Consider the following 26,959-nt stretch of genomic DNA (forward strand, 5'->3'; position numbering starts at 1 on the left):
ATGCAGCGAGGCTGGAAGCTGTGGCGCTTTGCCGCATATCTGCCGCTGCAACCCGCGCCTTGGTTATACTCCGTGCGATCCGCCTGGAGCGCTCATCAGGAGAGCTCATGCTCGCCCCTTTGCAAATGACTTCCGCCTCTCGCCAGAACCTCTGGCGCCTGACGTTTATCCGCATTCTGGTCCTGGCGGCCCAGGCCGGCTCCGTGGGGCTCGCCTATTGGTTCGATCTGCTGCCGCTGCCTTGGCTGCAGTTGGCGATCACCCTTGCCTGTTCCAGCGTGCTCTGTGCATTGACAGCCATCCGTCTGCGCACCTCGTGGCCGGTGACCGAGCTCGAATACGCCGTGCAACTGGCCTGTGACCTGTTTATCCACAGCGCGTTGCTGTATTTCTCCGGCGGTTCCACCAACCCCTTCGTTTCCTATTACCTGGTGCCGCTGACCATCGCCGCGGTGACGTTGCCATGGCGGTTTTCGCTGATCCTTTCTGGCATCGCCCTGGCGCTGTACACCTTGCTGCTGGCGCGTTTCTACCCGCTGGAAACCTTCCCCATCGCCCGGGAAAACCTGCAGATCTACGGCATGTGGCTGAGTTTCGCCCTGGCCGCGGCGGTGATCACGTTTTTTGCCGCGCGCATGGCCGAGGAACTGCGCCGCCAGGAAGAACTGCGGGCCATCCGCCGCGAAGAGGGCCTGCGCGATGAGCAATTGCTGGCCGTGGCGACCCAGGCCGCTGGCGCCGCCCATGAATTGGGCACGCCGCTGGCGACCATGAGCGTGTTGCTCAAGGAGATGCGCCAGGATCATCACGACCCGGCACTGCAAGAGGACCTGGGCGTGTTGCAGGATCAGGTCAAGCTCTGCAAGGAAACCCTGCAGTACCTGGTGCGCGCCGCCGAGGCCAATCGCCGGCTGGCCATCGATATGCAGGACGTCACTGACTGGCTCGATGAGGCGCTGAACCGCTGGCACCTGATGCGCCCGGAAGCCAGTTACCGCTTCCAGCGCCTGGGCCAGGGCCCGGTGCCGCGCATGGCACCGCCGCCGGACCTGACCCAGGCGTTGCTGAACCTGTTGAACAACGCTGCCGATGCCTGCCCCGAAGGGCTGGAAGTGGCGCTGGACTGGAACGCCTATGAGCTGACCATCAGCATCCGCGACCACGGCGCCGGTGTCCCGTTGGCGATCGCCGAGCAGATCGGCAAGCCGTTCTACACCACCAAGGGCAAAGGCTTCGGCCTCGGCCTGTTTTTGAGCAAAGCCAGCGTGACACGCGCCGGCGGCTCGGTGAAACTCTACCCCCATGAGGAAGGCGGCACGCTCACCGAGCTGCGCTTGCCCCATGCCGACCGAGGAGACGAAACATGAGTGACGAGATCCAAGTCGACGGCGAAGAACTGCCGCACCTGTTGCTGGTGGATGACGACGCCACGTTCACCCGCGTGATGGCCCGGGCCATGTCCCGTCGCGGCTTTCGCGTGAGCACCGCCGGCTCCGCCGAGGAGGGCCTGGCCCTCGCCCAGGCCGACCTGCCGGACTACGCCGCCCTGGACCTGAAAATGGACGGCGATTCCGGCCTGGTGCTGCTGCCCAAGCTGCTGGAGCTGGACCCGGAGATGCGCGTGGTGATCCTCACCGGCTATTCGAGCATCGCCACCGCGGTCGAGGCTATCAAGCGCGGCGCCTGCAATTACCTGTGCAAACCGGCGGACGCCGATGACGTCCTGGCGGCGCTGTTGTCCGAGCATGCCGACCTCGACACCCTGGTGCCGGAAAACCCCATGTCGGTGGATCGCCTGCAATGGGAGCACATCCAGCGGGTGCTGACTGAACACGAAGGCAATATCTCCGCGACGGCCCGCGCCCTGGGCATGCACCGGCGGACCTTGCAGCGCAAATTGCAGAAGCGCCCCGTGCGTCGCTGAACCTGCGCTGAACAAATGTTGTCCACCCTCGCGATAAATCGGGCCGTTGCTCTATGATCGGCCCGAGTTCTTTTCTCTATTGAGCCTTAACCATGAATCAGAACGCTGAATATTCCGCGGTCAATGACGCGGTGCGCGGGCAGTTTTTCCGTCGTGTCTGGCAAATGACCACGCCATACTGGCGCAGTGAGGAGAAGGGCAAGGCCTGGACGTTGTTGATCGCTGTCATCGCGCTGTCGCTGTTCAGCGTGGCTATCTCGGTGTGGATCAACAGTTGGTACAAGGATTTCTACAACGCCCTGCAAGAGAAGAACAGCGCGGCGTTCTGGCAGTTGATCCTGTATTTCTGCGGCATTGCGGCGGTGGCGATCCTGGGCGCGGTGTACCGCTTGTACCTGACGCAGATGCTCACCATTCGCTGGCGGGCCTGGCTGACGGAGCAGCACTTTGCCCGTTGGCTCAATGACAAGAACTATTACCGGCTGGAGCAGGGCGGTTATACCGATAACCCGGACCAGCGGATTTCCGAAGACCTCAACAGCTTCACCACCAATACCCTGAGCCTGGGCTTGGGGCTGCTGCGGACCGTGGTCAGCCTGGTGTCGTTCTCGATCATTTTGTGGGGCGTTTCGGGCAGCATCGAAGTGTTCGGCTACACCATCCCGGGCTACATGTTCTGGTGCGCACTGGTGTACGCGGCGGTGGGCAGTTGGCTGACGCACCTGATCGGCCGTCGCCTGATCGGGCTGAACAACAACCAGCAACGCTTCGAAGCCGACCTGCGTTTCTCCATGGTGCGGGTGCGTGAAAACGCCGAGAGCATTGCGCTGTACAACGGCGAACCGAACGAGAACCGCCGCCTGAGCGGGCGTTTCGGCCTGGTCTGGCATAACTTCTGGGACATCATGCGAGTGTCCAAGCGCCTGACGTTCTTCACTTCCGGCTATGGCCAGATCGCGATCATCTTCCCGTTCATCGTCGCCGCGCCGCGTTACTTCGCCGGCAAGATCCAACTGGGCGAGCTCATGCAGATCAACTCGGCGTTCGGCAATGTGCAGGAGAATTTCAGCTGGTTCATCAGTGCCTACGCCGACCTCGCCGCGTGGCGCGCCACCTGTGATCGTCTGCTGAGCTTCCGCCAGGCCATGAGCGACAACGAAGACCGTGTGCCGGCCATCGACGTGCAAAACCAGGGCGACGCATTGAAGGTGCGCAACCTGGGGCTGGACCTGGCCGACGGCCGTCATTTGCTTGATAACGCCGACATGAGCGTGGCGCCGGGCGAGCGGGTCATGCTCAGCGGTCGTTCCGGCAGCGGCAAATCCACCCTGTTTCGTGCGATGGGGCATTTGTGGCCAGCGGGGCACGGGACGATCCGGCTTCCGGCGGCGCGTTATCTGTTCCTGCCGCAGAAACCCTATCTGCCGATTGGCAGCCTGCGCGAAGTGCTGAGTTATCCACAGGCTGGCGACGTCTACCCCAACGAACGTTATGCACAGGTGCTGGAAACCTGCCGCCTGCCGCACCTGGTCCCGCGGCTGGATGAAAGCAATCACTGGCAGCGCATGCTCTCGCCCGGTGAGCAACAGCGCCTGGCGTTTGCTCGTGCATTGCTTTATGCCCCGCAATGGTTGTACATGGACGAAGCCACGTCGGCGATGGATGAAGAAGACGAGGCGACGCTGTACCAGGCGCTGATCGACCAGTTGCCGGGCCTGAGCATTGTCAGCGTTGGCCATCGAAGCAGTTTGAAACGTTTCCACCCGCGACATGTGCGGATCGAAAATGGCCAACTGGTGGAGCGCACCGTGACCGCCTGAACACTACAAAACCTGTGGGAGCGAGCTTGCTCGCGAAGGCGGTGGGTCAGTTGATATTGATGTATCGGACAACCGCTTTCGCGAGCAAGCCCGCTCCCACACTGGATTTGTGTTGATCGTGATATTTAGCTACGCAACCGATCCAATGTGGGAGCGAGCCTGCTCGCGATGAAGGCGACTCGGTGTCAGTACCAGACTTGCCACCGCACCCACGGTGATCGTACAACCACGTTGCGCTATGATGATGCCATTCAGCCGCTTGCCGAGACACAGACCCATGGAAAACCCGATCGACGTACCACGCCTTCCCCGCAAACGCCGCAGCCTGGCGCAGGAGCTGGTGACGGTGCTGACCGAGCAGATTCGCGACGGTCTGCTCAAGCGTGGCGATAAATTGCCAACCGAGTCGGCGATCATGGAAGCCCATGGCGTCAGCCGCACCGTGGTGCGCGAGGCGATTTCCCGGTTGCAGGCGGCCGGCCAGGTGGAAACCCGCCACGGCATCGGCACCTTCGTGCTGGACACCCCGAGCCCGAGCGGTTTCCGCATCGACCCGGCCACGGTGGTCACCTTGCGGGACGTGCTGGCGATCCTGGAGTTGCGCATCAGCCTGGAAGTGGAGTCCGCTGGGCTGGCGGCGCAGCGCCGTAGCGATGAGCAACTGGCGACGATGCGCGCCGCCCTCGATGCCTTGAAGGAAAGCGCCGCCCATGCCAGCGATGCGGTGGCTTCGGACTTCGCCTTCCACCTGGAAATCGCCCTGTCCACCGGCAACCGTTATTTCACCGACATCATGACCCACCTGGGCACCAGCATCATCCCGCGCACCCGGCTGAACTCGGCGCGCCTGGCCCACGATGACCACCAGCACTACATGGATCGCCTGAGCCGCGAGCACGAGGAAATCTACGAAGCCATCGCCCGCCAGGACTCCGACGCCGCCCGGGCGGCCATGCGCTTGCACCTGACCAACAGCCGTGAGCGGCTGCGCCAGGCCCATGAAGAGGCGCAGGCGCAGGGTTAGGTTCTGCCAGTTGAGAAGAGGTGAGTCACTGTTCTGGCTGGACCGGGGCATGATTTCTGTGGCGAGGGGATTTATCCCCGCTGGGCTGCGAAGCAGCCCCAAAGCAGTCGACCCAATCCTGATATCCAGAGGTATCAGTTTGGGGGCGCTTCGCGCCCCAGCGGGGATAAATCCCCTCGCCACAAGAGAATGGTGTCTGGCTTTGTATCTGGGTGTCTGTCTGATAGTAGGCGACCAGCCTTATGCCTCAACCCGCAACATTTGCGGCTCGGATTGATCGTTGTCCCAGCCGGCCTCGTAACTGACCTCGTAACGAAGCTCAACCAATTTGCCTTCGAATGCCATCAAGTCGGCGTTGGTTAAAGTCAATGTCACATCCTTGCGTGGCGTAGACTCCTCGCCCTCAGTCAGGGTGGCAAAAGCGCCCACACGTTTGGAGTCGAGGGTCAATTGGGCTGACGAGTTCGGTTCGAAATCTGCATTCGGAATCTCTATGGTCAACGTCTCGATCTTCGACAAGCGGATCGTGACCTCTTCATTGGCTGGAAAATCCTGAAGCGTCGGCTTCGCATACGTCGTCATGATTTCACTCCCTGTGAGGCGGCCCTGGTCGTCGCGTGCGGGCGGGCTCACTAAAAGATTGAAAAAGCACACGGCCGGGCGTGGCGCGGCCATACGGGGGTTATGCCCCCCTTGCTGTGGCGATGCCTACTGGCAGAGTTGACAGTGGCGATGAATGGTCCCGGCCTCGGCCGACAAGTTTCATCCTCTTCCAATCCCCTCAAAGTCCCGATTTACAAGGCTTCGCGACAAATCCCCCAGCCCCGGCACCCGACAAAAGACGAAATGCAGTTGACGTTCACATTTTAAGTTGTACGATGACCTACAACTTCTGGCCGAAGCTTAACCATTTCATACACATCATTTGCGTCCCAGGGTGTTCGAATAATGAATCCACAAGAACTGAAGTCCATCCTCTCGTCTGGCCTGCTGTCGTTCCCGGTCACCGATTTCACTGCCCAAGGCGATTTCAATCGCGACAGCTACATCAAGCGCCTCGAGTGGCTGGCCCCGTATGGCGCCTCTGCACTGTTCGCAGCGGGCGGCACCGGTGAATTCTTCTCCCTGGCCGGCAGCGAGTATTCGCAGGTCATCAAGACCGCTGTCGATACCTGCGCCACCAGCGTGCCAATCCTTGCCGGTGTCGGCGGTGCCACCCGCCAGGCCATCGAATACGCTCAAGAAGCCGAGCGCCTGGGTGCCAAAGGCCTGTTGCTGCTGCCGCACTACCTGACCGAAGCCAGCCAGGACGGCGTTGCCGCCCACGTTGAAGCCGTGTGCAAATCGGTGAAGATCGGCGTGGTGGTGTACAACCGCAACGTCTGCCGCCTGAACGCCACTCAGTTGGAACAACTGGCCGAGCGCTGCCCGAACCTGATCGGCTACAAGGATGGCCTGGGCGATATCGAACTGATGGTGTCGATCCGTCGTCGTCTTGGCGATCGCTTCAGCTACCTGGGCGGCCTGCCGACTGCGGAAGTCTACGCCGCGGCCTACAAGGCCCTGGGCGTGCCGGTGTACTCCTCGGCGGTGTTCAACTTCATCCCGAAAACCGCGATGGACTTCTACCACGCCATTGCCCGCGACGATCACGAAACCGTGGGCAAGATCATCGACGACTTCTTCCTGCCTTACCTGGACATCCGCAACCGCAAGGCCGGTTACGCGGTGAGCATCGTCAAGGCTGGCGCGAAGATCGTTGGCTATGACGCGGGCCCTGTGCGCACCCCGCTGACCGACCTGCTGCCAGAAGAATACGAAGCCCTGGCCGCGCTGATCGACAAGCAAGGCAAGCAGTAACAAACCCGATGAGGCCGCTGAGTAATCAGCGGCTTTTTACGTAAGGTTTGTTCGTCCCCACGCTCCAGGTGGGAATGCCACCAGGGACGCTATGCGTCCCTAGACAGCTTTTGTAGAAGGAGTAGCTCCGTGGCAGATTCAAAGCGTTTCGATAACTACATCAACGGTCAGTGGGTGGCCGGTGCCGACTATTGCACCAACATCAACCCGTCTGACTTGTCCGATGTCATTGGTGAATACGCCAAGGCTGATGCAGCGCAAGTCAATGCCGCCATCGAAGCCGCCCGCGCCGCGTTCCCGGCCTGGTCGACCTCGGGCATCCAGGCCCGTCATGATGCGCTGGACAAAGTCGGCAGCGAGATCCTCGCCCGCCGTGAAGAACTCGGCCAACTGCTGGCCCGGGAAGAGGGCAAGACCCTGCCCGAAGCCATTGGCGAAGTGACCCGCGCCGGTAACATCTTCAAGTTCTTCGCCGGTGAATGCCTGCGCCTTTCGGGCGATTACGTGCCGTCGGTGCGCCCGGGCGTCAACGTCGAAGTGACCCGCGAAGCCCTCGGTGTGGTCGGTCTGATCACCCCGTGGAACTTCCCGATCGCCATCCCCGCGTGGAAAATCGCTCCGGCCCTGGCCTACGGTAACTGCGTGGTGATCAAACCCGCCGAGTTGGTGCCGGGCTGCGCCTGGGCCCTGGCCGAGATCATTTCCCGCGCCGGTTTCCCGGCCGGTGCGTTCAACCTGGTGATGGGCAGCGGCCGCGTGGTCGGCGAAGTGCTGGTCAACAGCCCGAAAGTCGACGGCATCAGCTTTACCGGTTCGGTGGGTGTGGGCCGGCAGATCGCGGTCAACTGCGTGTCGCGCCAAGCCAAGGTGCAGTTGGAGATGGGCGGCAAGAACCCGCAGATCATCCTCGACGACGCCGACCTCAAGCAGGCCGTCGAACTGGCGGTGCAGAGCGCGTTCTACTCCACCGGCCAGCGTTGCACGGCTTCGAGCCGCCTGATCGTCACCGCCGGCATCCACGACAAGTTCGTCGCGGCCATGGCCGAGCGCATGCAGTCGATCAAGGTCGGTCATGCGTTGAAGGCTGGTACTGACATTGGCCCCGTGGTTTCCGAAGCCCAGCTCAGCCAGGACTTGAAGTACATCGACATCGGCCAGAGTGAAGGCGCGCGGCTGGTCAGCGGCGGTGGCCTGGTGACGTGCGACACCGAAGGTTATTTCCTGGCGCCGACCCTGTTCGCCGACAGCGAAGCCTCTATGCGCATCAGCCGCGAAGAGATCTTCGGCCCGGTGGCAAACGTCGTGCGTGTGGCCGACTACGAGGCGGCGCTGGCGATGGCCAACGACACCGAGTTCGGTCTGTCCGCCGGTATCGCCACCACCTCGTTGAAGTATGCCAATCACTTCAAGCGCCATTCCCAGGCGGGCATGGTGATGGTCAACCTGCCGACCGCCGGCGTGGATTACCACGTGCCATTCGGCGGGCGCAAAGGTTCGTCCTATGGTTCGCGTGAGCAAGGTCGCTACGCGCAAGAGTTCTACACCGTGGTGAAGACCTCTTACATCGGATCGTAAACGCAACACCGGCCGGAGCTGGATTTCCAGCCCCGGCCGTACAATCTGCTGACCCGCATAAAAATAAATAGTGGGAGTACTTTTACATGCAAGCGACCAAGCCGACTCACGTCCGCTATTTGATCCTGCTCATGCTGTTCCTGGTGACGACGATCAACTATGCCGACCGTGCCACCATCGCCATCGCAGGCTCCAGCCTGCAAAAAGACCTCGGCATCGACGCCGTCACCCTCGGTTATATCTTCTCCGCTTTCGGCTGGGCCTACGTGGCCGGGCAGATTCCCGGCGGCTGGCTGCTCGACCGTTTCGGGTCGAAAAAAATCTATGCCTTGAGCATTTTCACCTGGTCGCTGTTCACCGTGCTGCAAGGCTATGTCGGTGAATTCGGCATGTCCACGGCTGTGGTTGCGCTGTTCATGCTGCGCTTCCTGGTAGGGCTGGCCGAAGCGCCGTCCTTCCCCGGCAACGCACGGATCGTCGCCGCCTGGTTCCCTACCGCAGAACGCGGCACCGCCTCGGCGATCTTCAACTCGGCGCAGTATTTCGCCACAGTGTTGTTCGCACCGCTGATGGGCTGGATCGTCTACCGCTTCGGCTGGCAGCACGTGTTCATCGTGATGGGTGTGATCGGCATCGTGTTCTCGCTGATCTGGCTGAAGGTGATCTACAGCCCGCGTCAGCATCCGATGATCAACGAGGCCGAGTTCAATCACATCGCTGCCAATGGTGCGATGGTCGATATGGACCAGGACAAGGGCAAGGAAAAGAAAGCCGACGGTCCGAAGTGGGATTACATCCGCCAACTGCTGACCAACCGCATGATGCTCGGCGTGTACCTGGGCCAATACTGCATCAACGGTATCACCTACTTCTTCCTGACCTGGTTCCCGGTGTACCTGGTGCAGGAACGTGGCATGACCATCCTCAAGGCCGGTTTCATTGCGTCCTTGCCGGCGATCTGCGGTTTCATCGGCGGCGTGCTGGGCGGGGTGATTTCCGATTACCTGCTGCGCAAGGGCCACTCGCTGACCTTCGCCCGCAAGACGCCGATCATCGCCGGCCTGCTGGTGTCCAGCAGCATCGTGGCGTGCAACTACGTCGACATCGAATGGATGGTAGTGGGCTTCATGGCCCTGGCCTTCTTCGGTAAAGGCGTCGGCGCACTGGGCTGGGCCGTGGTCTCCGATACGTCGCCAAAACAGATCGCTGGCCTGAGCGGTGGCCTGTTCAACACCTTCGGCAACTTGGCATCGATCACGACACCAATCGTCATCGGCTACATCATCAGCGCCACCGGTTCGTTCAAGTGGGCACTGGTGTTCGTTGGTTGCAACGCGCTGGTGGCGGTGTTCAGCTACCTGGTCATCGTTGGGCCGATCAAGCGTGTCGTGCTCAAGGAACCCACGGCCAAGGATGCCGACATCTCCAGCCTGTCTGAAGCTAAATCCTGAAGGAGCGGCGTCAATGCAACTGATTGAACATGCCGATTCGCCCCGTTACATCCGCCTGCATGAGCGGGACAACGTGGTGATCGTCGTCAATGACCAGGGCGTACCGGCCGGAACCGCGTTCCCGGACGGGCTGGTCACCGTCGACTTCGTGCCGCAGAGTCACAAGGTCACCCTGGTGGACATTCCCGAGGGCGGCGAGGTGATTCGCTACGGCCAGGTCATCGGCTATGCGCTGCAACCGATTCCCCGTGGCAGCTGGGTCAAGGAAGACCAACTGCGCATGCCCACCGCGCCGCCGCTGGACAGCTTGCCGCTGTCCACCGACGTGCCGGTGGCCGATGCGCCGCTGGAGGGCTACACCTTCGAGGGCTATCGCAACGCCGACGGTACCGTCGGCACGCGCAACATCCTGGGCATCACCACCACGGTGCAGTGCGTGACCGGGGTGCTGGACCATGCGGTCAAGCGCATCAAGGACGAATTGCTGCCCAAATACCCGAACGTCGATGACGTGGTGGCGCTGACCCACAGCTACGGCTGTGGCGTGGCGATCACCGCCACCGACGCCTACATCCCGATCCGCACCGTGCGTAACCTGGCGCGCAACCCGAACCTGGGTGGCGAAGCACTGGTGATCAGCCTGGGCTGCGAGAAATTGCAGGCCGGGCAGGTGATGCATGAGAACGACAGTTCGGTGGACCTCAGCGAGCCGTGGTTGTATCGCTTGCAGGATTCCAGTCACGGCTTCACCGAAATGATCGAACAGATCATGGAGCTGGCCGAGACTCGCTTGAAGAAGCTCGACCAGCGCCGTCGCGAAACCGTGCCAGCCTCGGAGCTGATCCTGGGCATGCAGTGCGGTGGCAGCGATGCGTTTTCCGGCATCACCGCCAACCCGGCGCTGGGCTATGCCTCGGACCTGCTGTTGCGCGCGGGGGCGACGGTGATGTTCTCCGAAGTCACCGAAGTGCGCGATGCGATCTACCTGCTGACCTCCCGGGCACAAACCCAGGAGGTGGCCCAGGAACTGGTGCGGGAAATGGACTGGTACGACCGCTACCTGGCCAAGGGCGAGGCCGATCGCAGCGCCAACACCACGCCGGGCAACAAGAAGGGCGGGCTGTCGAACATCGTCGAGAAATCCCTCGGCTCGATCGTCAAGTCGGGCAGCAGCGCGATCAATGGCGTGCTCGGCCCGGGCGAGCGGTTCAAGCAAAAGGGCCTGATCTTTTGCGCCACACCGGCCAGTGATTTCGTCTGCGGCACGCTGCAACTGGCGGCGGGGATGAACCTGCATGTCTTCACTACCGGTCGCGGCACGCCGTACGGCTTGGCCATGGCCCCAGTGGTGAAGGTCTCGACCCGCACCGAACTGGCCCAGCGCTGGCCGGACCTGATCGACATCGACGCCGGCCGGATTGCCACCGGACGCGCCACCATTGAGGAGCTGGGCTGGGAGCTATTCCACTACTACCTGGACGTGGCCAGCGGCAAGAAACAGACCTGGGCCGAGCGGCACAAGCTGTACAACGACATCACCTTGTTCAACCCGGCGCCGATTACCTGATCCGCTGCCCACTGAAGAACCAATGTGGGAGCGGGCTTGCTCGCGAAAGCGATGGATCAGCTTGCATGGATGTTGGATGTGCCGACGTCTTCGCGAGCAAGCCCGCTCCCACAGGGATGTAGGGTGAATGTGGATTCTGTGTTTGGCGCAGAATAAATGTGGGAGCGAGCCTGCTCGCGATAACGCTCTACCAGACGCCAATGCCGTGAGTGGCTTATCATTAGCCACCTAACGACACCCCTCTGAAGGTCCTCGGCATGCTGGCAATTTTCCTCGAAACCCTGAACGTCACCGCGCCGGTGTTTGCCATGCTGTTTCTGGGGGTGTTGCTCAAGCGCATCGACTGGATCAACGACAACTTCATCCACATCGCCTCGTCCCTGGTGTTCAACGTCACCATGCCGGCGCTGTTGTTCCTCGGCATCCTCCATGCCGACCTGCATGCGGCGTTGCAGCCTGACCTGCTGATCTATTTCTCCGTCGCTACCCTGGCGAGTTTCGCCATGGCCTGGGGCTGGGCGATCTGGCGATGCCCGCGGGAAGATCGCGGCATCTACACCCAAGGTGCGTTTCGCGGCAACAACGGCGTCATCGGCCTGGCGCTGGCGGCGAGCATGTACGGCGACTACGGGATTTCCCTGGGGGCGATTCTCGCGGCGCTGGTGATCCTGTTCTACAACACCTTGTCGACCATCGTGCTGGCGGTCTACAGCCCAGTGATCAAGTCCGACCCGTGGAGCATCTGCAAAAGCGTGATCAGCAACCCGCTGATCATCAGTGTGATTGTCGCCACGCCGTTCGCCTACTGGCAGATCGGCCTGCCGAACTGGTTCGAGACCTCGGCCAAGTACTTGTCGCAAATGACCTTGCCCCTGGCGCTGATCTGCATCGGCGGCACACTGTCGCTGGCGGCCTTGCGCAAGAGCGGCAAGATGGCCTTGAGTTCGAGCCTGGTGAAAATGGTCGGCTTGCCACTGTTGACCACCCTCGGCGCCTGGCTCTGGGGCTTTCGCGGGGCGGAGCTGGGGATCCTGTTCCTGTACTTCGGCAGCCCCACCGCCGCCGCCAGCTTCGTCATGGCCCGGGCAGCCGATGGCAACCATGAACTGGCGGCGGCGATCATCGTCATCACCACCTTGATGGCAGCGATTACCACCAACCTGGGGATTTTTGTGTTGCAGTGGGGTGGGTGGATCTAGGTTCGAAGGTTGTGGTGTTCTTTAGGCCCAATCGCGAGCAGGCTCGCTCCCACAGAGCAGGTGTATCGGAATTTTATGTACACCGAAAATCCACTGTGGGAGCGAGCCTGCTCGCGATAGCGATCTAACGGTCACTCAGATTTCTGATAACTATCGATCACTTCCTGCGCCGCCCGAAACGCATCGATTGCCGCCGGCACGCCCGCATACACCGCGCAATGCAGCAACGCCTCGCGAATCTCTTCCACCGTGCAGCCATTGTTCAGCGCGCCACGTACGTGGCCTTTCAATTCCTGCGGGCATTTGAGGGCGGTGAGGGCGGCCAGGGTGATCAGGCTGCGGGTCTTCAGCGGCAGGCCTTCGCGGCTCCAGACGCTGCCCCAGGCATGTTCGTTGACGAAGTCCTGCAACGGTTGGGTGAATTCGGTGGCGTTGCCCAGGGCGCGGTCGACGAACGCGTCGCCCATGACCTGGCGACGCATGTCCAGGCCGGTCTTTGGAGTGTCGGTCATGGCAAATCCCTCTTGTGGTGTTGGCGGCGCCAGGCGCGCAGGGAGGTGAACAGCAAAAACGCGAGCAGGGTCGGCAGCACATAGAACAGCATCAGCCGTTCCAGTTGGCCGGCCAGGGGCATGCCGGTGGTGAACGCCACCACATGCAGCCCATAGGCCAGGTACAAGCCCAGGAACAGCAGGCCTTCGGCACGGGTGACACGGTAACCGGAATAGAACACCGGCAGGCACAGCACAGCGACGCCGAGCATTACCGGCAGGTCGAAATCCAGGGCGTTGGGCGAGACCGACAATGGCGAGGGTGCCGCCAGGGCGGTCACCCCCAGTACACCCAGCAGGTTGAACAGGTTGCTGCCGATCACGTTGCCCACCGCGATGTCCCGCTGCCCCCGCAGGGCGGCGATCAGCGAGGTGGCGAGTTCCGGCAGTGAGGTACTGACGGCGACGATGGTCAGGCCGATGATTCGCTCCGACAGCCCCAGGTCCGTCGCCACTTCCACCGCCGCACCCAACAGCAGGTGCCCGGCGAAAACCAGCATCGTCAGGCCCGTCACGATCATCGCCAGGCTTTTGGGCCAGGACATCTGCGCCATGTCGATACCCACGGTGTGCGGTCGTGCCGAATGCCGGGACTGGCGCAGCAACAGGCCCAGGTACACCGCCAGGGCCACCAGCAGCCATACGCCGTCCAGTCGGGTCAGTTCTTCGTTCCAGGCCAGCACGAACACCAGCAGGCTGGCACCGATCATCAACGGGATGTCCAGGCGCACCAGTTGGCGCGAAACGCGCAGCGGAATGATCAGCGCCGACAGCCCGAGGGTGACGAGGATGTTGAAGATGCTGCTACCGATCACGCTGCCCACGGCGATGTCGGCGTTCTGCGCCAGGGTCGCCTGCAGGCTGACGGCCATTTGCGGCGCACTGCTGCCGAAGGCTACGACGCTCAGGCCGATGATCAGCGGCCGGATTTGCAAGCGTGCCGCCAGGCCCACGGCGGCGCGTACCAGTAGCTCGGCACCGCCGACCAGCAACAGCAGGGCGCCGAACAGTTCGATCAGGCTGAGCAGCGGTAGGGCGGTGAGTAGGGAAATGGCCGGGCTCCGTCTATCAATCGTCGAGGGCTTGCACGCGCACCCGTGCGGTTCCGCTGCGCAACATGCCCAGTTGCTCGGCTGCTTCGCGGGATACGTCGATCAGGCGGCCTCGAGAGTATGGGCCACGGTCGTTGATGCGCACCACCACGCTGTTATTGTTGCCCAGGTTGGTGATTTTCACTCGTGTGCCGAACGGCAACTGGCGATGGGCGGCGGTCAGGCCATTCTGGTTGAAACGCTCGCCGCTGGCGGTGCGCTTGCCGTGGTGTTTTGCACCGTAATAAGAGGCGACGCCGGTCTGGTCGTAGCCGTGTGGATCGACCGTCCCGCTCTGGCTGGCGCAACCGGCCAGCAGGGACAGCAGGGCGCAGGCGCCGAGGAGACGCTTCATGTTCGGGGTTCCCACATCAATGGGGTTGTGGAATGCATTGTGGCGAGGGAGCTTGCTCCCGCTGGGGCGCGCAGCGGCCCCCATTTCCGCTGCCGGATTGAGGGGCTGCTGCGCAGCCCAGCGGGAGCAAGCTCCCTCGCCACAGGTGTCCGAGCCAGATACCGGTACTGGCTCCATGGCTATCAGCCCTCGAGCTTGCTTTTGAGCAGTTCGTTGACCTGCTGCGGGTTGGCCTTGCCCTTGGAGGCTTTCATGGCCTGGCCGACGAAGAAGCCGAACATCTTGCCGCGCTTGGCTTCGTCTGCCGCACGGTACTGTTCGACCTGCTCGGCGTTGGCCGCGAGCATTTCATCGAGCACGGCGCTGATCGCACCGGTGTCGGTGACTTGCTTCAGGCCGCGCTTCTCGATGATCTCGTCGGCGCTGCCTTCACCATTGGCCATGGCTTCGAAGACCATCTTGGCGATCTTGCCGGAGATGGTGTTGTCCTTGATCCGCAGCAGCATGCCGCCCAATTGCTCGGCCGAGACCGGCGACTGGTCGATTTCCAGGCCCTGCTTGTTCAACAGGCTGCCCAGCTCCACCATCACCCAGTTGGCCGCCAGCTTGGCGTCGCCGCCGATGCTCACGACTTTCTCGAAGTAATCGGCCTGTTCGCGGCTGGTGGCCAGGACGTTGGCGTCATAGCTCGACAGCCCGAACTGCGCCTGGAAGCGCTCGCGTTTTTGCGGTGGCAGCTCCGGCAGGGTGGCGCGTACATCATTGAGGAACGAGTCCTCGATGACCACCGGCAGCAGGTCCGGATCGGGGAAGTAACGGTAGTCGTTGGCTTCTTCCTTGCTGCGCATCGGACGGGTCTCGTCCTTGTTCGGGTCGTACAGGCGGGTCTGCTGGATGACCTTGCCGCCGTCCTCGATCAGTTCGATCTGGCGCTGGATCTCGCTGTTGATCGCCTTCTCGATGAAGCGGAACGAGTTGACGTTCTTGATCTCGCAGCGGGTGCCGAACTCGGCCTGGCCCTTGGGGCGGATCGACACGTTGCAGTCGCAGCGCAGCGAGCCTTCGGCCATGTTGCCGTCGCAGATACCCAGGTAACGCACCAGCGCGTGGATCGCCTTGACGTAGGCCACGGCCTCCTTGGCGCTGCGCATGTCCGGCTCGGAGACGATTTCCAGCAGCGGCGTGCCGGCACGGTTCAGGTCGATGCCGGTGGCGCCGTTGAATTCTTCGTGCAGGCTCTTGCCGGCGTCTTCTTCCAGGTGCGCCCGGGTGATGCCGACGCGCTTGACCGTGCCGTCTTCCAGGGCGATGTCCAGGTGGCCCTTGCCAACGATCGGCAGTTCCATCTGGCTGATCTGGTAGCCCTTGGGCAGGTCCGGGTAGAAGTAGTTCTTGCGGGCGAACACGTTGTGCTGGCCGATCTCGGCGTCAATCGCCAGGCCGAACATCACCGCCATGCGCACCGCTTCGGCGTTGAGCACCGGCAGCACGCCGGGCATGCCCAGGTCGACCAGGCTGGCCTGGGTGTTGGGCTCGGAGCCGAACGTGGTGGAGCTACCGGAAAAGATTTTCGACCGGGTGGTGAGCTGGGTATGAATCTCCAGCCCGATCACGACTTCCCATTGCATGTGTTTCTCCTCAGAAGCCGGTTGGGGTGCGGGTGTGCCAGTCAGTGTTCAGCTGATACTGATGGGCAACGTTCAACAGGCGGCCTTCCTGGAAATACGGCGCGAGCAGCTGTACGCCCACCGGCAGGCCATCGACGAAGCCGGCCGGCATGGACAGGCCCGGCAAGCCGGCGAGGTTGGCGGTGATGGTGTAGACGTCTTCCAGGTACTCGGCGACCGGGTCGCTGTTCTTGGCGCCGAGTTTCCAGGCCGGGTTCGGCGTGGTCGGGCCGAGGATGATGTCGACTTCGTTGAAGGCGGCCATGAAGTCGTTCTTCACCAGGCGGCGGATTTTCTGCGCCTTGAGGTAGTAGGCATCGTAGTAGCCGGCGGACAGCGCGTAGGCGCCGACCATGATCCGGCGCTGCACTTCGGCGCCGAAGCCTTCGCCGCGGGAACGCTTGTACAGGTCGATCAGGTTTTCCGGGTTCTCGCAGCGATAGCCGAAGCGCACGCCGTCGAAGCGCGACAGGTTCGAGGACGCTTCCGCCGGGGCGATCACGTAGTACGCGGGAATTGCGTGCTGCATGTTCGGCAGGCTGATTTCCTTGATGACCGCGCCGAGCTTCTCCAGCGCCTTGACGCTGTTGTGCACCAGCTCGGCGATGCGCGGGTCGAGACCGGCGCTGAAGTATTCCTTCGGTACGCCGATGCGCAGGCCCTGCAGCGAGCCGTTTAGGCTGGCGCTGTAGTCCGGCACCGGTTCATCGATGCTGGTGGAGTCGTTCGGGTCGAAGCCAGCCATGCCTTGCAGCAGGATCGCGCAGTCTTCGGCAGTGCGCGCCAGCGGGCCACCCTGGTCGAGGCTGGAGGCGTAGGCGATCATGCCCCAGCGCGAGACGCGGCCGTAGGTGGGCTTGAGGCCTGTGAGGTTGGTGAACGCCGCTGGTTGGCGAATCGAGCCGCCGGTGTCGGTGGCGGTAGCGGCTGGCAGCAGGCGCGCGGCCACGGCGGCGGCCGAACCGCCGGACGAACCGCCCGGTACGTGTTCCCGGTTCCACGGGTTCTTGACCGCGCCGTAGTAGCTCGACTCGTTGGCCGAACCCATGGCGAATTCGTCCATGTTGGTCTTGCCCAGGGTCACGGTGCCGGCGGCGGCCAGCTTGGCGACCACGGTGGCGTCGTACGGTGCCTTGAAGTTGTCGAGCATCTTCGAGCCGCAACTGGTACGGATGCCCTGGGTGCAGAACAGGTCTTTATGGGCGATCGGCGCACCGAGCAGGGCGCCGCTCTCACCGTTGGCGCGCCGGGCGTCGGCGGCCTTGGCCTGGCCCAGGGCCAGCTCTTCGGTGAGGCTGATGAAGCTGTTGAGCTGCGGGTCGAGCTGGGCGATGCGCGCCAGCAGGACCTTGGTCAGTTCTTCGGAGGAAAACTTCTTGTCGGCGAGTCCGCGGGCGATCTCGGCCAGGGTCATGTGATGCATGAGAGGCTCTTTCCCTTTAGTCGATGACTTTCGGAACCAGGTACAGGCCGTTTTCGACCGCTGGTGCGATGGACTGGTAGGCCTCGCGGTGATTGGACTCGGTCACGACGTCGGCGCGCAGGCGCTGGCTGGCTTCCAGTGGGTGAGCCAGTGGTTCGATGCCGTCGGTATTGACCGCCTGCATCTCGTCGACCAGCCCCAGAATGCTGTTCAGGGCAGAAGTGATGTGTGGAAGATCGGCTTCATTGAGGCCCAGACAGGCCAGATGAGCGATTTTTTCCACGTCGGAGCGTTCAAGCGCCATGGGATTCTCCAGTGGAAAACAAAACGGACGCAGTCTGTCCGTGTGTTAGATTGTCGGAACACTACCGCATTTCTACGGCCTTACGGCCGCGATTGTGGGGTTTGGTGCACAGAAAAGCGGCCAATTTAACATATTGGCGCCTTGCCCAAAATCCCTGTCGTTGTTAGAGTTTGCCGCACTTTTTTACCCACGCGTTGCCTAGGGTCCCTTTCCCATGTTCAAGAAACTGCGTGGCATGTTTTCCAGCGATCTCTCCATTGACCTGGGCACTGCCAACACCCTTATTTACGTGCGCGAGCGCGGTATCGTCCTGAATGAACCCTCGGTCGTGGCCATCCGCACCCACGGTAACCAGAAGAGCGTCGTGGCTGTCGGCACCGAAGCCAAGCGCATGCTGGGCCGTACACCGGGCAACATCGCGGCCATTCGTCCGATGAAGGACGGCGTGATCGCCGACTTCAGCGTCTGCGAAAAGATGCTGCAGTACTTCATCAACAAGGTTCACGAAAACAGCTTCCTGCAGCCCAGCCCTCGCGTGCTGATCTGCGTTCCATGCAAGTCCACCCAGGTAGAGCGTCGGGCTATCCGTGAGTCGGCCCTCGGTGCCGGTGCCCGTGAAGTGTTCCTGATCGAAGAACCCATGGCCGCTGCCATCGGTGCCGGTCTGCCGGTGGAAGAAGCCCGTGGCTCGATGGTCGTTGACATCGGTGGCGGTACCACTGAAATCGCGCTGATCTCCCTCAACGGTGTGGTCTATGCCGAATCCGTGCGTGTGGGCGGCGACCGTTTCGACGAAGCGATCATCACTTATGTGCGTCGCAACTACGGCAGCCTGATCGGCGAATCCACCGCCGAGCGTATCAAGCAGGAAATCGGCACGGCCTACCCGGGCGGTGAAGTGCGTGAAGTCGACGTACGCGGCCGTAACCTGGCCGAAGGCGTTCCACGGGCCTTTACCCTCAACTCCAACGAAGTGCTCGAAGCGCTGCAAGAGTCGTTGGCGACCATCGTCCAGGCCGTCAAGAGCGCCCTGGAACAGTCGCCGCCGGAGCTGGCATCGGATATCGCCGAGCGCGGCCTGGTGCTGACCGGTGGTGGCGCACTGCTGCGTGACCTCGACAAACTGCTGGCCCAGGAAACCGGCCTGCCGGTGATCGTGGCCGAAGACCCGTTGACCTGCGTTGCCCGCGGCGGTGGCCGTGCATTGGAAATGATGGACAAGCACACCATGGACCTGCTCTCCAGCGAATAAGTTGGCTGGATCGTCTATGTTGTTCGCTCCCGGGCAGCACTTTGCAGTGCTGCCCGTTGGCGTTTATCTTCTGTCATTCGTATCCAGGCCGGTTTGATGCCGTATGAATAAAGAAAACATTTGCCTGGGAGGAGCGGCCTATTAAACCGCTTTTCGCCAAAGGCCCCTCATTGGGTGTGCGCCTGTTGGTGCTGACCGTGCTATCGGTCGCGCTGATGGTGGTCGATGCCCGTTTCACGGTGCTCAAGCCAGTGCGCAGCCAGATGTCGCTGGTGTTGATGGAATCCTACTGGATCACCGATCTACCGCAGCGGTTGTGGCAAGGTGTGGCCAGTCAGTTTGGCAGCCGGACCGAGCTGGTCGCCGAAAACGAAAAACTCAAGACCGAAAACCTGCTGTTGCAGGGACGCATGCAGAAGCTGGCGGCCCTCACCGAGCAGAACGTTCGGCTGCGCGAGTTGCTCAACTCTTCCGCGCTGGTCAACGAGAAGGTCGAAGTGGCCGAGTTGATCGGCATGGACCCCAACCCCTTCACCCACCGCATCCTGATCAACAAGGGCGAGCGTGACGGTGTGGTCCTCGGCCAGCCGGTGCTCGATGCCCGTGGCCTGATGGGCCAGGTGGTGGAGTTGATGCCTTATACCTCCCGCGTCCTGTTGCTGACCGATACCACCCACAGCATTCCGGTGCAGGTCAACCGCAACGGCCTGCGGGCGATCGCCAGCGGCACCGGCAACCCGGAACGCCTGGAGCTGCGGCACGTGGCCGATACCGCCGACATCAAGGAAGGCGACCTGCTGGTCAGCTCCGGTCTTGGCCAGCGCTTCCCGGCTGGGTATCCGGTGGCGACGGTCAAGGAAGTCATCCATGACTCCGGCCAGCCGTTCGCCATCGTGCGCGCGGTGCCGACGGCGGCCCTGAATCGCAGCCGCTACCTGTTGCTGGTCTTCAGTGACAACCGCACGCCGGAAGAGCGGGCCAACGATGCCGCCGCGGCCCAGGAGGCCCAGGACCGGCAGGGCGGTGAGTCGGCTGCCCCGGCACCAGCCGCTCCGGCGCCAGTCCCTGCCACCGTGCCCAAGCCACAAGTGCCTGCATCGGCTGCACCGGCGGCACCGGCGGCACCGACACCCGCGCCGGCCGCTGCACCGGCTACGCCCGCTGCGAAACCGACCCGTTCGAGCACTCACGCGCCGGCGTTCCAGCCTGCCCGGCCCGCCGCCAAGCCGCCAGCCTCCACGCCGGACACCGCGCCAGCCACCAGGGGAGCACGAGAAGAATGAGCAGTACCCAATCCGGTAACGGCTGGATGGTCTGGCTGACCTTCGCCATCGGCCTGTTGCTCAGCGTTTCGCCGCTGCCGCAGTTCATGGAAATCCTGCGCCCACTGTGGCTGGCCCTGTTGCTGGCCTTCTGGGCACTGGCCTTGCCGCACAAGGTCGGCATGGTCACCGCCTGGTGTCTGGGCCTGGCCGAGGATGTGCTCTATGGCACGCTGCTGGGGCAGAACGCGCTGATCCTGACGTTGATCACCTTCCTGGTGCTGTCGCTGCAACAACGCCTGCGAATGTTCCCCATGTGGCAACAGTGCCTGGTGATCCTGGTGATCTTTGGCCTGGCGCAACTGGTGCAACTGTGGCTCAGCGCACTGACCGGCAATCGCCAGCCGACCCTGGCCCTGGTGCTGCCGGCTCTGGTCAGCGCCTTGCTCTGGCCTTGGGTGAGCTTCGGTTTGCGTGGCCTGCGTTTGCGTTTCAAAATCAACTGATTCGGTCAGGCATTGGCCTTGATAGGGAGATGTCTTGATGAAGCCGCTTTACCTCGCCTCAGGCTCACCGCGTCGGCGTGAGCTGCTCACGCAGATCGGCGTACCGTTTACCGCCGTCAGCGCGGACATCGACGAAACTCCCCTGGCTCACGAAACCCCATCGGCCTATGTCGAGCGCTTGGCGCGCGGCAAGGCCGAGGCTGGGCGACGGGCCCTGCGCGCCGATGTGGATGGCTGCGTGCTGGGCGCCGACACCGCCGTGGTGCTGGATGGGCGGATTCTCGGCAAGCCACTGGACCAGGCCGACGCCATGACGATGCTCTTGAGCCTGTCCGGTCGCGAACATGAAGTACTGACCGCCATCGCCATACTGGATGGGCAGCATTGCGAATCTCGCGTGGTGCGCAGCCTGGTGCGCTTTCGTTCGATCACGGAGCAGGAAGCGGCGGCCTACTGGGCCAGTGGCGAACCCCGGGACAAGGCCGGCGGCTATGGCATCCAGGGTTTGGGGGCGGTTTTTGTCGCCGGGCTTGAGGGCAGTTATTCGGCCGTGGTCGGCCTGCCGCTGTGCGAAACCGCAGAACTACTGGGCCATTTCGGCATACCCTGTTGGCAAACCTTGAGCGCGCGCTGAGCGCCGTCTGACTGATGCGGCCATAATCGTGAACATGCCTGAACGAGACCCTGCCATGAGTGAAGAGATCCTGATCAACATCACGCCGATGGAATCGCGCGTGGCGGTGGTTGAAAACGGTGTGCTGCAAGAGGTCCACGTCGAGCGCACGCAAAAGCGTGGCATCGTCGGCAATATCTATAAAGGCAAGGTGGTGCGGGTGCTGCCGGGCATGCAGGCGGCCTTCGTCGATATAGGCCTGGACCGCGCGGCGTTCATCCATGCGTCGGAAATTTCCATGCGCGAAGGGCCGGCCGTGGAGAGCATCAGCGCGCTGGTCCATGAAGGCCAGAGCCTGGTAGTGCAGGTCACCAAGGACCCCATCGGCTCCAAGGGCGCGCGCCTGACCACGCAACTGTCGATTCCGTCACGCTACCTGGTGTACATGCCGCGCACCGCCCACGTCGGCATTTCCCTGAAAATCGAAGACGAAGCCGAGCGCGAGCGCCTCAAGCAGGTGGTCAGCGACTGCGTGGAAAAAGAAGGCATCAAGGAAGCCGGTGGTTTCATCCTGCGTACCGCCGCCGAAGGGGCCGGGGCCGATGAAATCCTCATGGACATCCGCTACCTGCGCAGGCTCTGGGACCAGATCGCCGCGCAGATCAAGACCATCGCCACCCCCAGCGTGATCTACGAAGACCTGGGCCTGGCGCTACGTACGCTGCGGGATCTGGTCAGCCCCAAGATCGAGAAAATTCGCATCGACTCCCGGGAAACCTTCCAGAAAACCACCCAGTTCGTCGCCGAGCTGATGCCGGAAATCGCCGACCGCCTCGAGCATTACCCTGGCGAGCGACCGATTTTCGATCTGTATGGCGTCGAAGATGAAATCCAGAAGGCCCTGGAACGCAAGGTGCCGCTCAAGTCCGGCGGTTACCTGGTGGTCGATCCGGCCGAAGCCATGAGCACCATCGACGTCAACACCGGAGCGTTCGTCGGCCATCGCAACCTGGAAGAAACTATCTTCAAGACCAACCTGGAAGCCGCCACCGCCATCGCCCGGCAACTGCGCCTGCGTAACCTGGGCGGGATCATCATCATCGACTTCATCGACATGGAAGATGAAGAGCACCAGCGCCAGGTGCTGCGGACCCTGGAAAAACAACTCGAACGCGATCACGCCAAGACCAACATCATCGGGATCACCGAGTTGGGCTTGGTGCAGATGACCCGCAAGCGCACCCGCGAAAGCCTTGAGCAGGTGCTGTGCGAACCGTGCAGCAGTTGCCAGGGCCGCGGCAAGCTCAAGACTCCGGAAACCGTGTGTTACGAAATCTTCCGCGAAATCCTCCGGGAGGCGCGCGCCTACCAGGCGACCGGCTATAGAGTGTTGGCCAACCAGAAAGTGGTCGATCGCCTGCTCGACGAGGAGTCAGGTAATGTCGCGGAGTTGGAAGCATTTATCGGGCGCACGATTCGCTTCCAGGTGGAAACCATGTATTCCCAGGAACAATACGACGTGGTGTTGCTCTGAAGAGCTTGGGAAGCGGCGGGCCCGCGGATTTGATTGTCTTTGCCAGGGGAGCCCACTGACATGGAGCGTCTGACACGCATGATGGCGACGCTGACCCGTTGGGGGCTGGGTCTGTGCGCGCTGCTGTTGGTGCTGCTGGCGTTGTACGTCAGCCTCGGTCGCGAGCTGGTCCCGCTGGTAGCCGAATACCGTGCCGAGGTCGAGACCCGGGCCGGCGCAGCCCTGGGCATGCCCGTGCACATCGGCAGCCTCGACGGTAGCTGGAGCGGCCTGGCGCCGATCCTGGCGGCGCGCGACGTGGTGGTTGGCGAAGGCCCCAACGCCCTGCACCTGGACCAGGTGCGGGCCGTACCTGACCTGTGGGACAGCCTGTTGGCACGTCAGGTGCGCATCGCCCACCTGGAAGTCAGCGGTCTGAAGATCAGCCTCAAGGAGAGCGCCGACGGCAAGTGGGCCCTGGAAGGCTTGCCGGTGCAGGGCGATCAGCCCCTCGATCCGCAGCAATTGCTCGAACGCATGCAAATGGTTTCCAAGCTCTCGGTGCTCGATAGCCAGGTGACCTTGCAACCCGTCGAGCAACCACCGCTGACCCTGACCTACGTCGGCTTGAGCCTGCGCATCGGCGCCACCCGCCAGCGCCTGGATGCCCGCCTGACCCTGCCGGACGGCCAGCCGGTGGCGATCAACCTGCGTACCCGCCTGCGTGCCAGCGACTGGAAGAATGGTCAGGCCGATGCCTACTTGAGCCTGCCGCAAAGCGACTGGTCCAAATGGCTGCCGAAACGCCTGACCCAGCAATGGAATTTCTCCCAGATCAAGGCCGGCGGTGAGTTCTGGCTCAGTTGGGGCGAGGGCACGGTGCAAAGCGCGGCCATGCGCTTGAACGCACCGCAGCTCCAGGGCGCCTACGGCGAACGCAAGCCTGTGCAGATCCACAACCTGGCCCTCAACGGCTATTTCCAGCGCGGCAGCCAAGGGTTCACCGCAACCTTCGATTCCCTGGCGATGAACCTGGGCGAGACCCGCTGGGAATCGCGCCTGCAGCTGCAACAGAGTGCCGCCAGCGAAAAGACCGAGGAGCGCTGGCATCTGCAGGCCGACCGCCTCGACTTGACCCCGCTCACGCCTTTGCTCAATGCCCTGGCACCGCTGCCCGAGGGCCTGGCGACGACCATTGACCGTCTCAAGGTCACCGGTGGCCTGCGCAACGTGTTGCTGGACTACCGGCCGCAGAACACCGGTGACCAGAAAATCAGCTTCGCCACCAACCTGGACACCGTGGGCTTTGATGCCTATCGCGGTGCTCCGGCGGCGCGCAACGTCTCCGGGAGCTTGAGCGGTGACCTGGGCGGCGGCGAGCTGCGCATGGACAGCAAGGATTTTTCCCTGCACCTGGACCCGATCTTCGCCAAGCCCTGGCAGTACCTGCAGGCCAACGCCCGGCTGACCTGGAAGCTCGACAAGCAAGGATTCACCCTGATCGCGCCGTATCTGAAGGTGCTGGGCGAGGAGGGCCGGATTGCCGGCGACTTCCTGATCCGCCTGCATTTCGACCACAGCCAGGAAGACTACATGGACCTGCGGGTCGGCCTGGTGGACGGTGACGGACGCTACACCGCCAAGTACCTGCCGGCGGTCCTCAGCCCGGCGCTGGATGAGTGGCTGCGCACGGCCATCGTCAAGGGCGCGGTGGACGAGGGCTTTTTCCAGTACCAAGGCTCGCTGAATAAAGGTGCCGGGGACGCGGACCGCAGCATCAGCCTGTTTTTCAAGGTGCATGACGCCGAGCTGGCGTTCCAGCCGGGCTGGCCTTCGGTCAGCAAGGTCAGCGGCGATGTCTTCGTCGAAGACAGCGGCGTGCGCATCTTCGCCAGCCAAGGGCAACTGCTCGATACCCAGGTCAAGGATGTGTCGGTGAACATTCCCCATGTGCCGACCGGGCAGAGTTCTCATCTGCTGCTGGACGGCGGGTTCGCCGGAGGGCTGGGCGACGGCCTGAAAATCCTCCAGACGGCACCGATCGGGACCGCCGAGACGTTCGCCGGCTGGGAAGGCGAGGGCGACCTGCAAGGCGGCGTGAAGCTCGATATCCCGCTGGTCAAAGGCGAGCAACCGAAGATCCTGGTGGACTTCGCCACCGACAAGGCCCGCCTCAAGCTCAGCGAACCGGCGTTGGAGCTGACTCAGCTCAAGGGCGATTTCCGCTTCGACAGCAACAAGGGCTTGAGCGGCAAGGGCATCAGCGCCCGGGCATTCGACCGGCCTGTGACCGCGCAGATTTTCGCTGAGGGCCGTGCCGGCGCGCTCAATACGCGGGTCGCTGCGTCCGGGCAGGTGGAGATCAAGAAACTCAGCAGTTGGCTGAATGTCACCCAGCCGTTGCCGGTATCCGGTGTCGTGCCCTACCAGTTGCAAGTAATCCTCGACGGTGCCGACAGCCAGTTGTCGGTCAGTTCCAACCTCAAGGGCGTGGCCGTCGACCTGCCGGCACCTTTTGGCATGGCCGCCGATGTCGGGCGTGACACGGTGTTTCGCATGACCCTGCAAGGGCCGGAGCGGCGTTATTGGGTCGATTATGGCGACCTGGCCAGCTTCACTTACGCTGCACCGAGCGGGAAAATCGCCGACGGTCGCGGCGAGTTGTTGCTGGGTGCCGGTGATGCGGTCCTGCCTGGGGCCAAGGGGTTGCGACTGCGCGGCAAACTGTCGGAACTGGACGTAAGCCCGTGGCAGGACCTGGTGAACAAGTACGCCGGTCAGGATCCGGGCGGCAGCGCCAAGCAACTGCTCAGCAGCGTCGATCTGAGCGTCGGCAAGCTCACGGCCATGGGCACCACCCTGGACCAGGCGTCGGTGCAACTGGACCGCAAGCCGGACGCCTGGGCCTTGCGCCTCGACAGCCAGCAGGCCAAGGGCAACGTCAGCCTGCCGGATGCGAAGGCCGCCCCGATTGGTATCAAGCTTGATTATGTTCGCCTGCCAGCCACGGACCCGACGGTCCAGGCGGATGAAAACGCACCGGACCCGTTGGCGTCGGTCGATCCCGGGAAAATCCCGGCCATGGATATTGCCATCGACCAATTGTTCCAGGGCCCCGATCTTATCGGTGCGTGGTCGTTGAAAGTGCGCCCGACCGCCAAGGGCATCGCGCTGAACAATCTGGACATGGGCCTCAAGGGCATGGTGTTGAACGGCAGTGGCGGCTGGGAAGGCGTGCCCGGTTCCACCAGCAGTTGGTACAAGGGCCGTATCAGCGGCAAGAACCTGGGCGATGTGCTCAAGGGCTGGGGCTTTGCCCCGAGCGTGACCAGCCAGGAATTCCGCCTGGATGTCGATGGTCGCTGGCCCGGTTCGCCGGCGTGGGTTGCCACCAAGCGCTTTTCCGGCAGCCTCGACGCGTCGCTGAGCAAGGGCCAGTTCGTCGAAGTCGAAGGCAGCGCCCAGGCGTTGCGGGTATTTGGACTGCTGAACTTCAACTCCATCGGCCGACGCTTGCGCCTGGACTTCTCCGACCTGTTCGGCAAGGGCTTGAGCTACGATCGGGTCAAGGGGCTGCTGGTGGCGAGCGACGGTGTATACGTAACCCGCGAACCCATTACCCTGACCGGGCCGTCGAGCAACCTGGAACTCAACGGCACGCTGGACATGGTGGCCGACCGGGTCGACGCCAAGCTGCTGGTGACACTGCCGGTGACCAACAACCTGCCGATCGCCGCGCTGATCGTTGGCGCACCGGCGGTGGGTGGGGCGCTGTTTCTGATCGACAAACTGATCGGTGACCGCGTCGCGCGATTTGCCAGCGTAAGATACGACGTCAAGGGGCCGTGGAAAGAGCCGAAGATCACCTTCGACAAGCCGTTCTGACAGTTCGACGCCAACCCCCTTGTGGGAGCGGGCCTGTGGGAGAAAAGTTTGCTCGCGATTGCGGTGTATCAACCAGCCTATATGTTGGATGTACCTGCCTCATCGCGAGCAAGCTTT

General features: G+C 62.6%; 22 protein-coding genes. 15 read left to right on the forward strand and 7 right to left on the reverse strand.

From position 1 onward, the window contains the following. Nucleotides 1-107 precede the first annotated feature (107 nt). From DTP52_RS11750 to DTP52_RS11765, 4 genes are all read left to right on the forward strand, one after another. Nucleotides 108-1,367, forward strand: a complete 1,260-nt coding sequence (locus DTP52_RS11750) for an ATP-binding protein (protein ID WP_109753526.1) — start codon at nucleotides 108-110, stop codon at nucleotides 1,365-1,367. Beyond that, on the forward strand, nucleotides 1,364-1,924 hold the full coding sequence (locus DTP52_RS11755) for a response regulator transcription factor (RefSeq protein WP_042732380.1): 561 nt from the start codon (nucleotides 1,364-1,366) through the stop codon (nucleotides 1,922-1,924). Before DTP52_RS11750 ends, DTP52_RS11755 begins: the two co-directional genes overlap by 4 nt. Nucleotides 1,925-2,016: 92 nt before the next feature. Continuing rightward, complete coding sequence (locus DTP52_RS11760) at nucleotides 2,017-3,744, forward strand: ABC transporter ATP-binding protein/permease (RefSeq protein WP_109753527.1); 1,728 nt, start codon at nucleotides 2,017-2,019, stop codon at nucleotides 3,742-3,744. Between the two features lie 277 nt (nucleotides 3,745-4,021). After that, the gene (locus DTP52_RS11765; protein ID WP_072410832.1) at nucleotides 4,022-4,768 is read left to right on the forward strand and encodes a FadR/GntR family transcriptional regulator; all 747 of its coding nucleotides are present in this window, start codon (nucleotides 4,022-4,024) and stop codon (nucleotides 4,766-4,768) included. A 240-nt stretch (nucleotides 4,769-5,008) separates the two neighbouring features. On the opposite strand, the gene DTP52_RS11770 is transcribed toward DTP52_RS11765, so the two are convergent. Next, nucleotides 5,009-5,350 carry a hypothetical protein gene (locus DTP52_RS11770; RefSeq protein WP_109753528.1) on the reverse strand — a complete coding sequence of 114 codons (342 nt, stop codon included), beginning with the start codon at nucleotides 5,348-5,350 and terminating at the stop codon, nucleotides 5,009-5,011. 366 nt (nucleotides 5,351-5,716) lie between these two features. Here DTP52_RS11770 and kdgD point away from each other — a divergent pair, with 366 nt between their 5' ends. From kdgD to DTP52_RS11800, 5 genes are all read left to right on the forward strand, one after another. Beyond that, nucleotides 5,717-6,628, forward strand: a complete 912-nt coding sequence (kdgD, locus tag DTP52_RS11775; protein ID WP_109753529.1) for a 5-dehydro-4-deoxyglucarate dehydratase — start codon at nucleotides 5,717-5,719, stop codon at nucleotides 6,626-6,628. Between the two features lie 129 nt (nucleotides 6,629-6,757). Further along, a complete protein-coding gene (locus DTP52_RS11780) occupies nucleotides 6,758-8,203 on the forward strand; it encodes an aldehyde dehydrogenase family protein (RefSeq protein WP_060739176.1) in 1,446 nt (481 codons plus the stop codon). An 86-nt stretch (nucleotides 8,204-8,289) separates the two neighbouring features. After that, nucleotides 8,290-9,654, forward strand: coding sequence for an MFS transporter (locus DTP52_RS11785; RefSeq protein WP_109753530.1), 1,365 nt, complete (start codon nucleotides 8,290-8,292; stop codon nucleotides 9,652-9,654). A 13-nt stretch (nucleotides 9,655-9,667) separates the two neighbouring features. Then, nucleotides 9,668-11,221, forward strand: coding sequence for a galactarate dehydratase (gene garD, locus DTP52_RS11790; RefSeq protein ID WP_109753531.1), 1,554 nt, complete (start codon nucleotides 9,668-9,670; stop codon nucleotides 11,219-11,221). Nucleotides 11,222-11,478: 257 nt separating this feature from the next. Then, a complete protein-coding gene (locus DTP52_RS11800) occupies nucleotides 11,479-12,420 on the forward strand; it encodes an AEC family transporter (RefSeq protein ID WP_109753533.1) in 942 nt (313 codons plus the stop codon). Nucleotides 12,421-12,551: 131 nt separating this feature from the next. Here DTP52_RS11800 and DTP52_RS11805 read toward each other — a convergent pair whose 3' ends face one another. From DTP52_RS11805 to gatC, 6 genes are all read right to left on the reverse strand, one after another. Then, on the reverse strand, nucleotides 12,552-12,932 hold the full coding sequence (locus DTP52_RS11805) for a carboxymuconolactone decarboxylase family protein (protein WP_076383558.1): 381 nt from the start codon (nucleotides 12,930-12,932) through the stop codon (nucleotides 12,552-12,554). Further along, entirely contained in the window at nucleotides 12,929-13,990 is a 1,062-nt protein-coding gene (locus DTP52_RS11810; protein WP_109753534.1) for a calcium/sodium antiporter, read from the reverse strand. Before DTP52_RS11810 ends, DTP52_RS11805 begins: the two co-directional genes overlap by 4 nt. 49 nt (nucleotides 13,991-14,039) lie before the next feature. After that, complete coding sequence (locus DTP52_RS11815; RefSeq protein WP_109753719.1) at nucleotides 14,040-14,417, reverse strand: septal ring lytic transglycosylase RlpA family protein; 378 nt, start codon at nucleotides 14,415-14,417, stop codon at nucleotides 14,040-14,042. A 182-nt stretch (nucleotides 14,418-14,599) separates the two neighbouring features. Further along, nucleotides 14,600-16,045, reverse strand: a complete 1,446-nt coding sequence (gatB, locus tag DTP52_RS11820) for an Asp-tRNA(Asn)/Glu-tRNA(Gln) amidotransferase subunit GatB (RefSeq protein WP_109753535.1) — start codon at nucleotides 16,043-16,045, stop codon at nucleotides 14,600-14,602. A 10-nt stretch (nucleotides 16,046-16,055) separates the two neighbouring features. Further along, entirely contained in the window at nucleotides 16,056-17,507 is a 1,452-nt protein-coding gene (gene gatA, locus DTP52_RS11825) for an Asp-tRNA(Asn)/Glu-tRNA(Gln) amidotransferase subunit GatA (protein WP_109753536.1), read from the reverse strand. 16 nt (nucleotides 17,508-17,523) lie between these two features. Further along, nucleotides 17,524-17,811: an Asp-tRNA(Asn)/Glu-tRNA(Gln) amidotransferase subunit GatC gene (gene gatC / locus DTP52_RS11830; RefSeq protein ID WP_003197816.1), complete on the reverse strand. Its 288-nt coding sequence runs from the start codon at nucleotides 17,809-17,811 to the stop codon at nucleotides 17,524-17,526. A gap of 214 nt (nucleotides 17,812-18,025) precedes the next feature. Here gatC and mreB point away from each other — a divergent pair, with 214 nt between their 5' ends. The 6 genes from mreB (at nucleotide 18,026) to DTP52_RS11860 (ending at nucleotide 26,842) form a co-directional block, all read left to right on the forward strand. Then, entirely contained in the window at nucleotides 18,026-19,063 is a 1,038-nt protein-coding gene (gene mreB, locus DTP52_RS11835; protein ID WP_002555108.1) for a rod shape-determining protein MreB, read from the forward strand. A gap of 140 nt (nucleotides 19,064-19,203) precedes the next feature. After that, complete coding sequence (gene mreC, locus DTP52_RS11840) at nucleotides 19,204-20,346, forward strand: rod shape-determining protein MreC (protein ID WP_109753537.1); 1,143 nt, start codon at nucleotides 19,204-19,206, stop codon at nucleotides 20,344-20,346. After that, nucleotides 20,343-20,831, forward strand: coding sequence for a rod shape-determining protein MreD (gene mreD / locus DTP52_RS11845; protein ID WP_003197820.1), 489 nt, complete (start codon nucleotides 20,343-20,345; stop codon nucleotides 20,829-20,831). Before mreC ends, mreD begins: the two co-directional genes overlap by 4 nt. 37 nt (nucleotides 20,832-20,868) lie before the next feature. Further along, nucleotides 20,869-21,465, forward strand: a complete 597-nt coding sequence (locus DTP52_RS11850) for a nucleoside triphosphate pyrophosphatase (protein WP_109753538.1) — start codon at nucleotides 20,869-20,871, stop codon at nucleotides 21,463-21,465. A 55-nt stretch (nucleotides 21,466-21,520) separates the two neighbouring features. Next, nucleotides 21,521-22,978: a ribonuclease G gene (gene rng, locus DTP52_RS11855; protein WP_018613976.1), complete on the forward strand. Its 1,458-nt coding sequence runs from the start codon at nucleotides 21,521-21,523 to the stop codon at nucleotides 22,976-22,978. 60 nt (nucleotides 22,979-23,038) lie between these two features. Next, the gene (locus DTP52_RS11860; protein WP_109753539.1) at nucleotides 23,039-26,842 is read left to right on the forward strand and encodes a YhdP family protein; all 3,804 of its coding nucleotides are present in this window, start codon (nucleotides 23,039-23,041) and stop codon (nucleotides 26,840-26,842) included. Nucleotides 26,843-26,959 lie beyond the last annotated feature (117 nt).

It is taken from the genome of Pseudomonas sp. 43mfcvi1.1 (assembly GCF_900115935.1).
Classification (GTDB): Bacteria; Pseudomonadota; Gammaproteobacteria; order Pseudomonadales; family Pseudomonadaceae; genus Aquipseudomonas; species Aquipseudomonas bijieensis.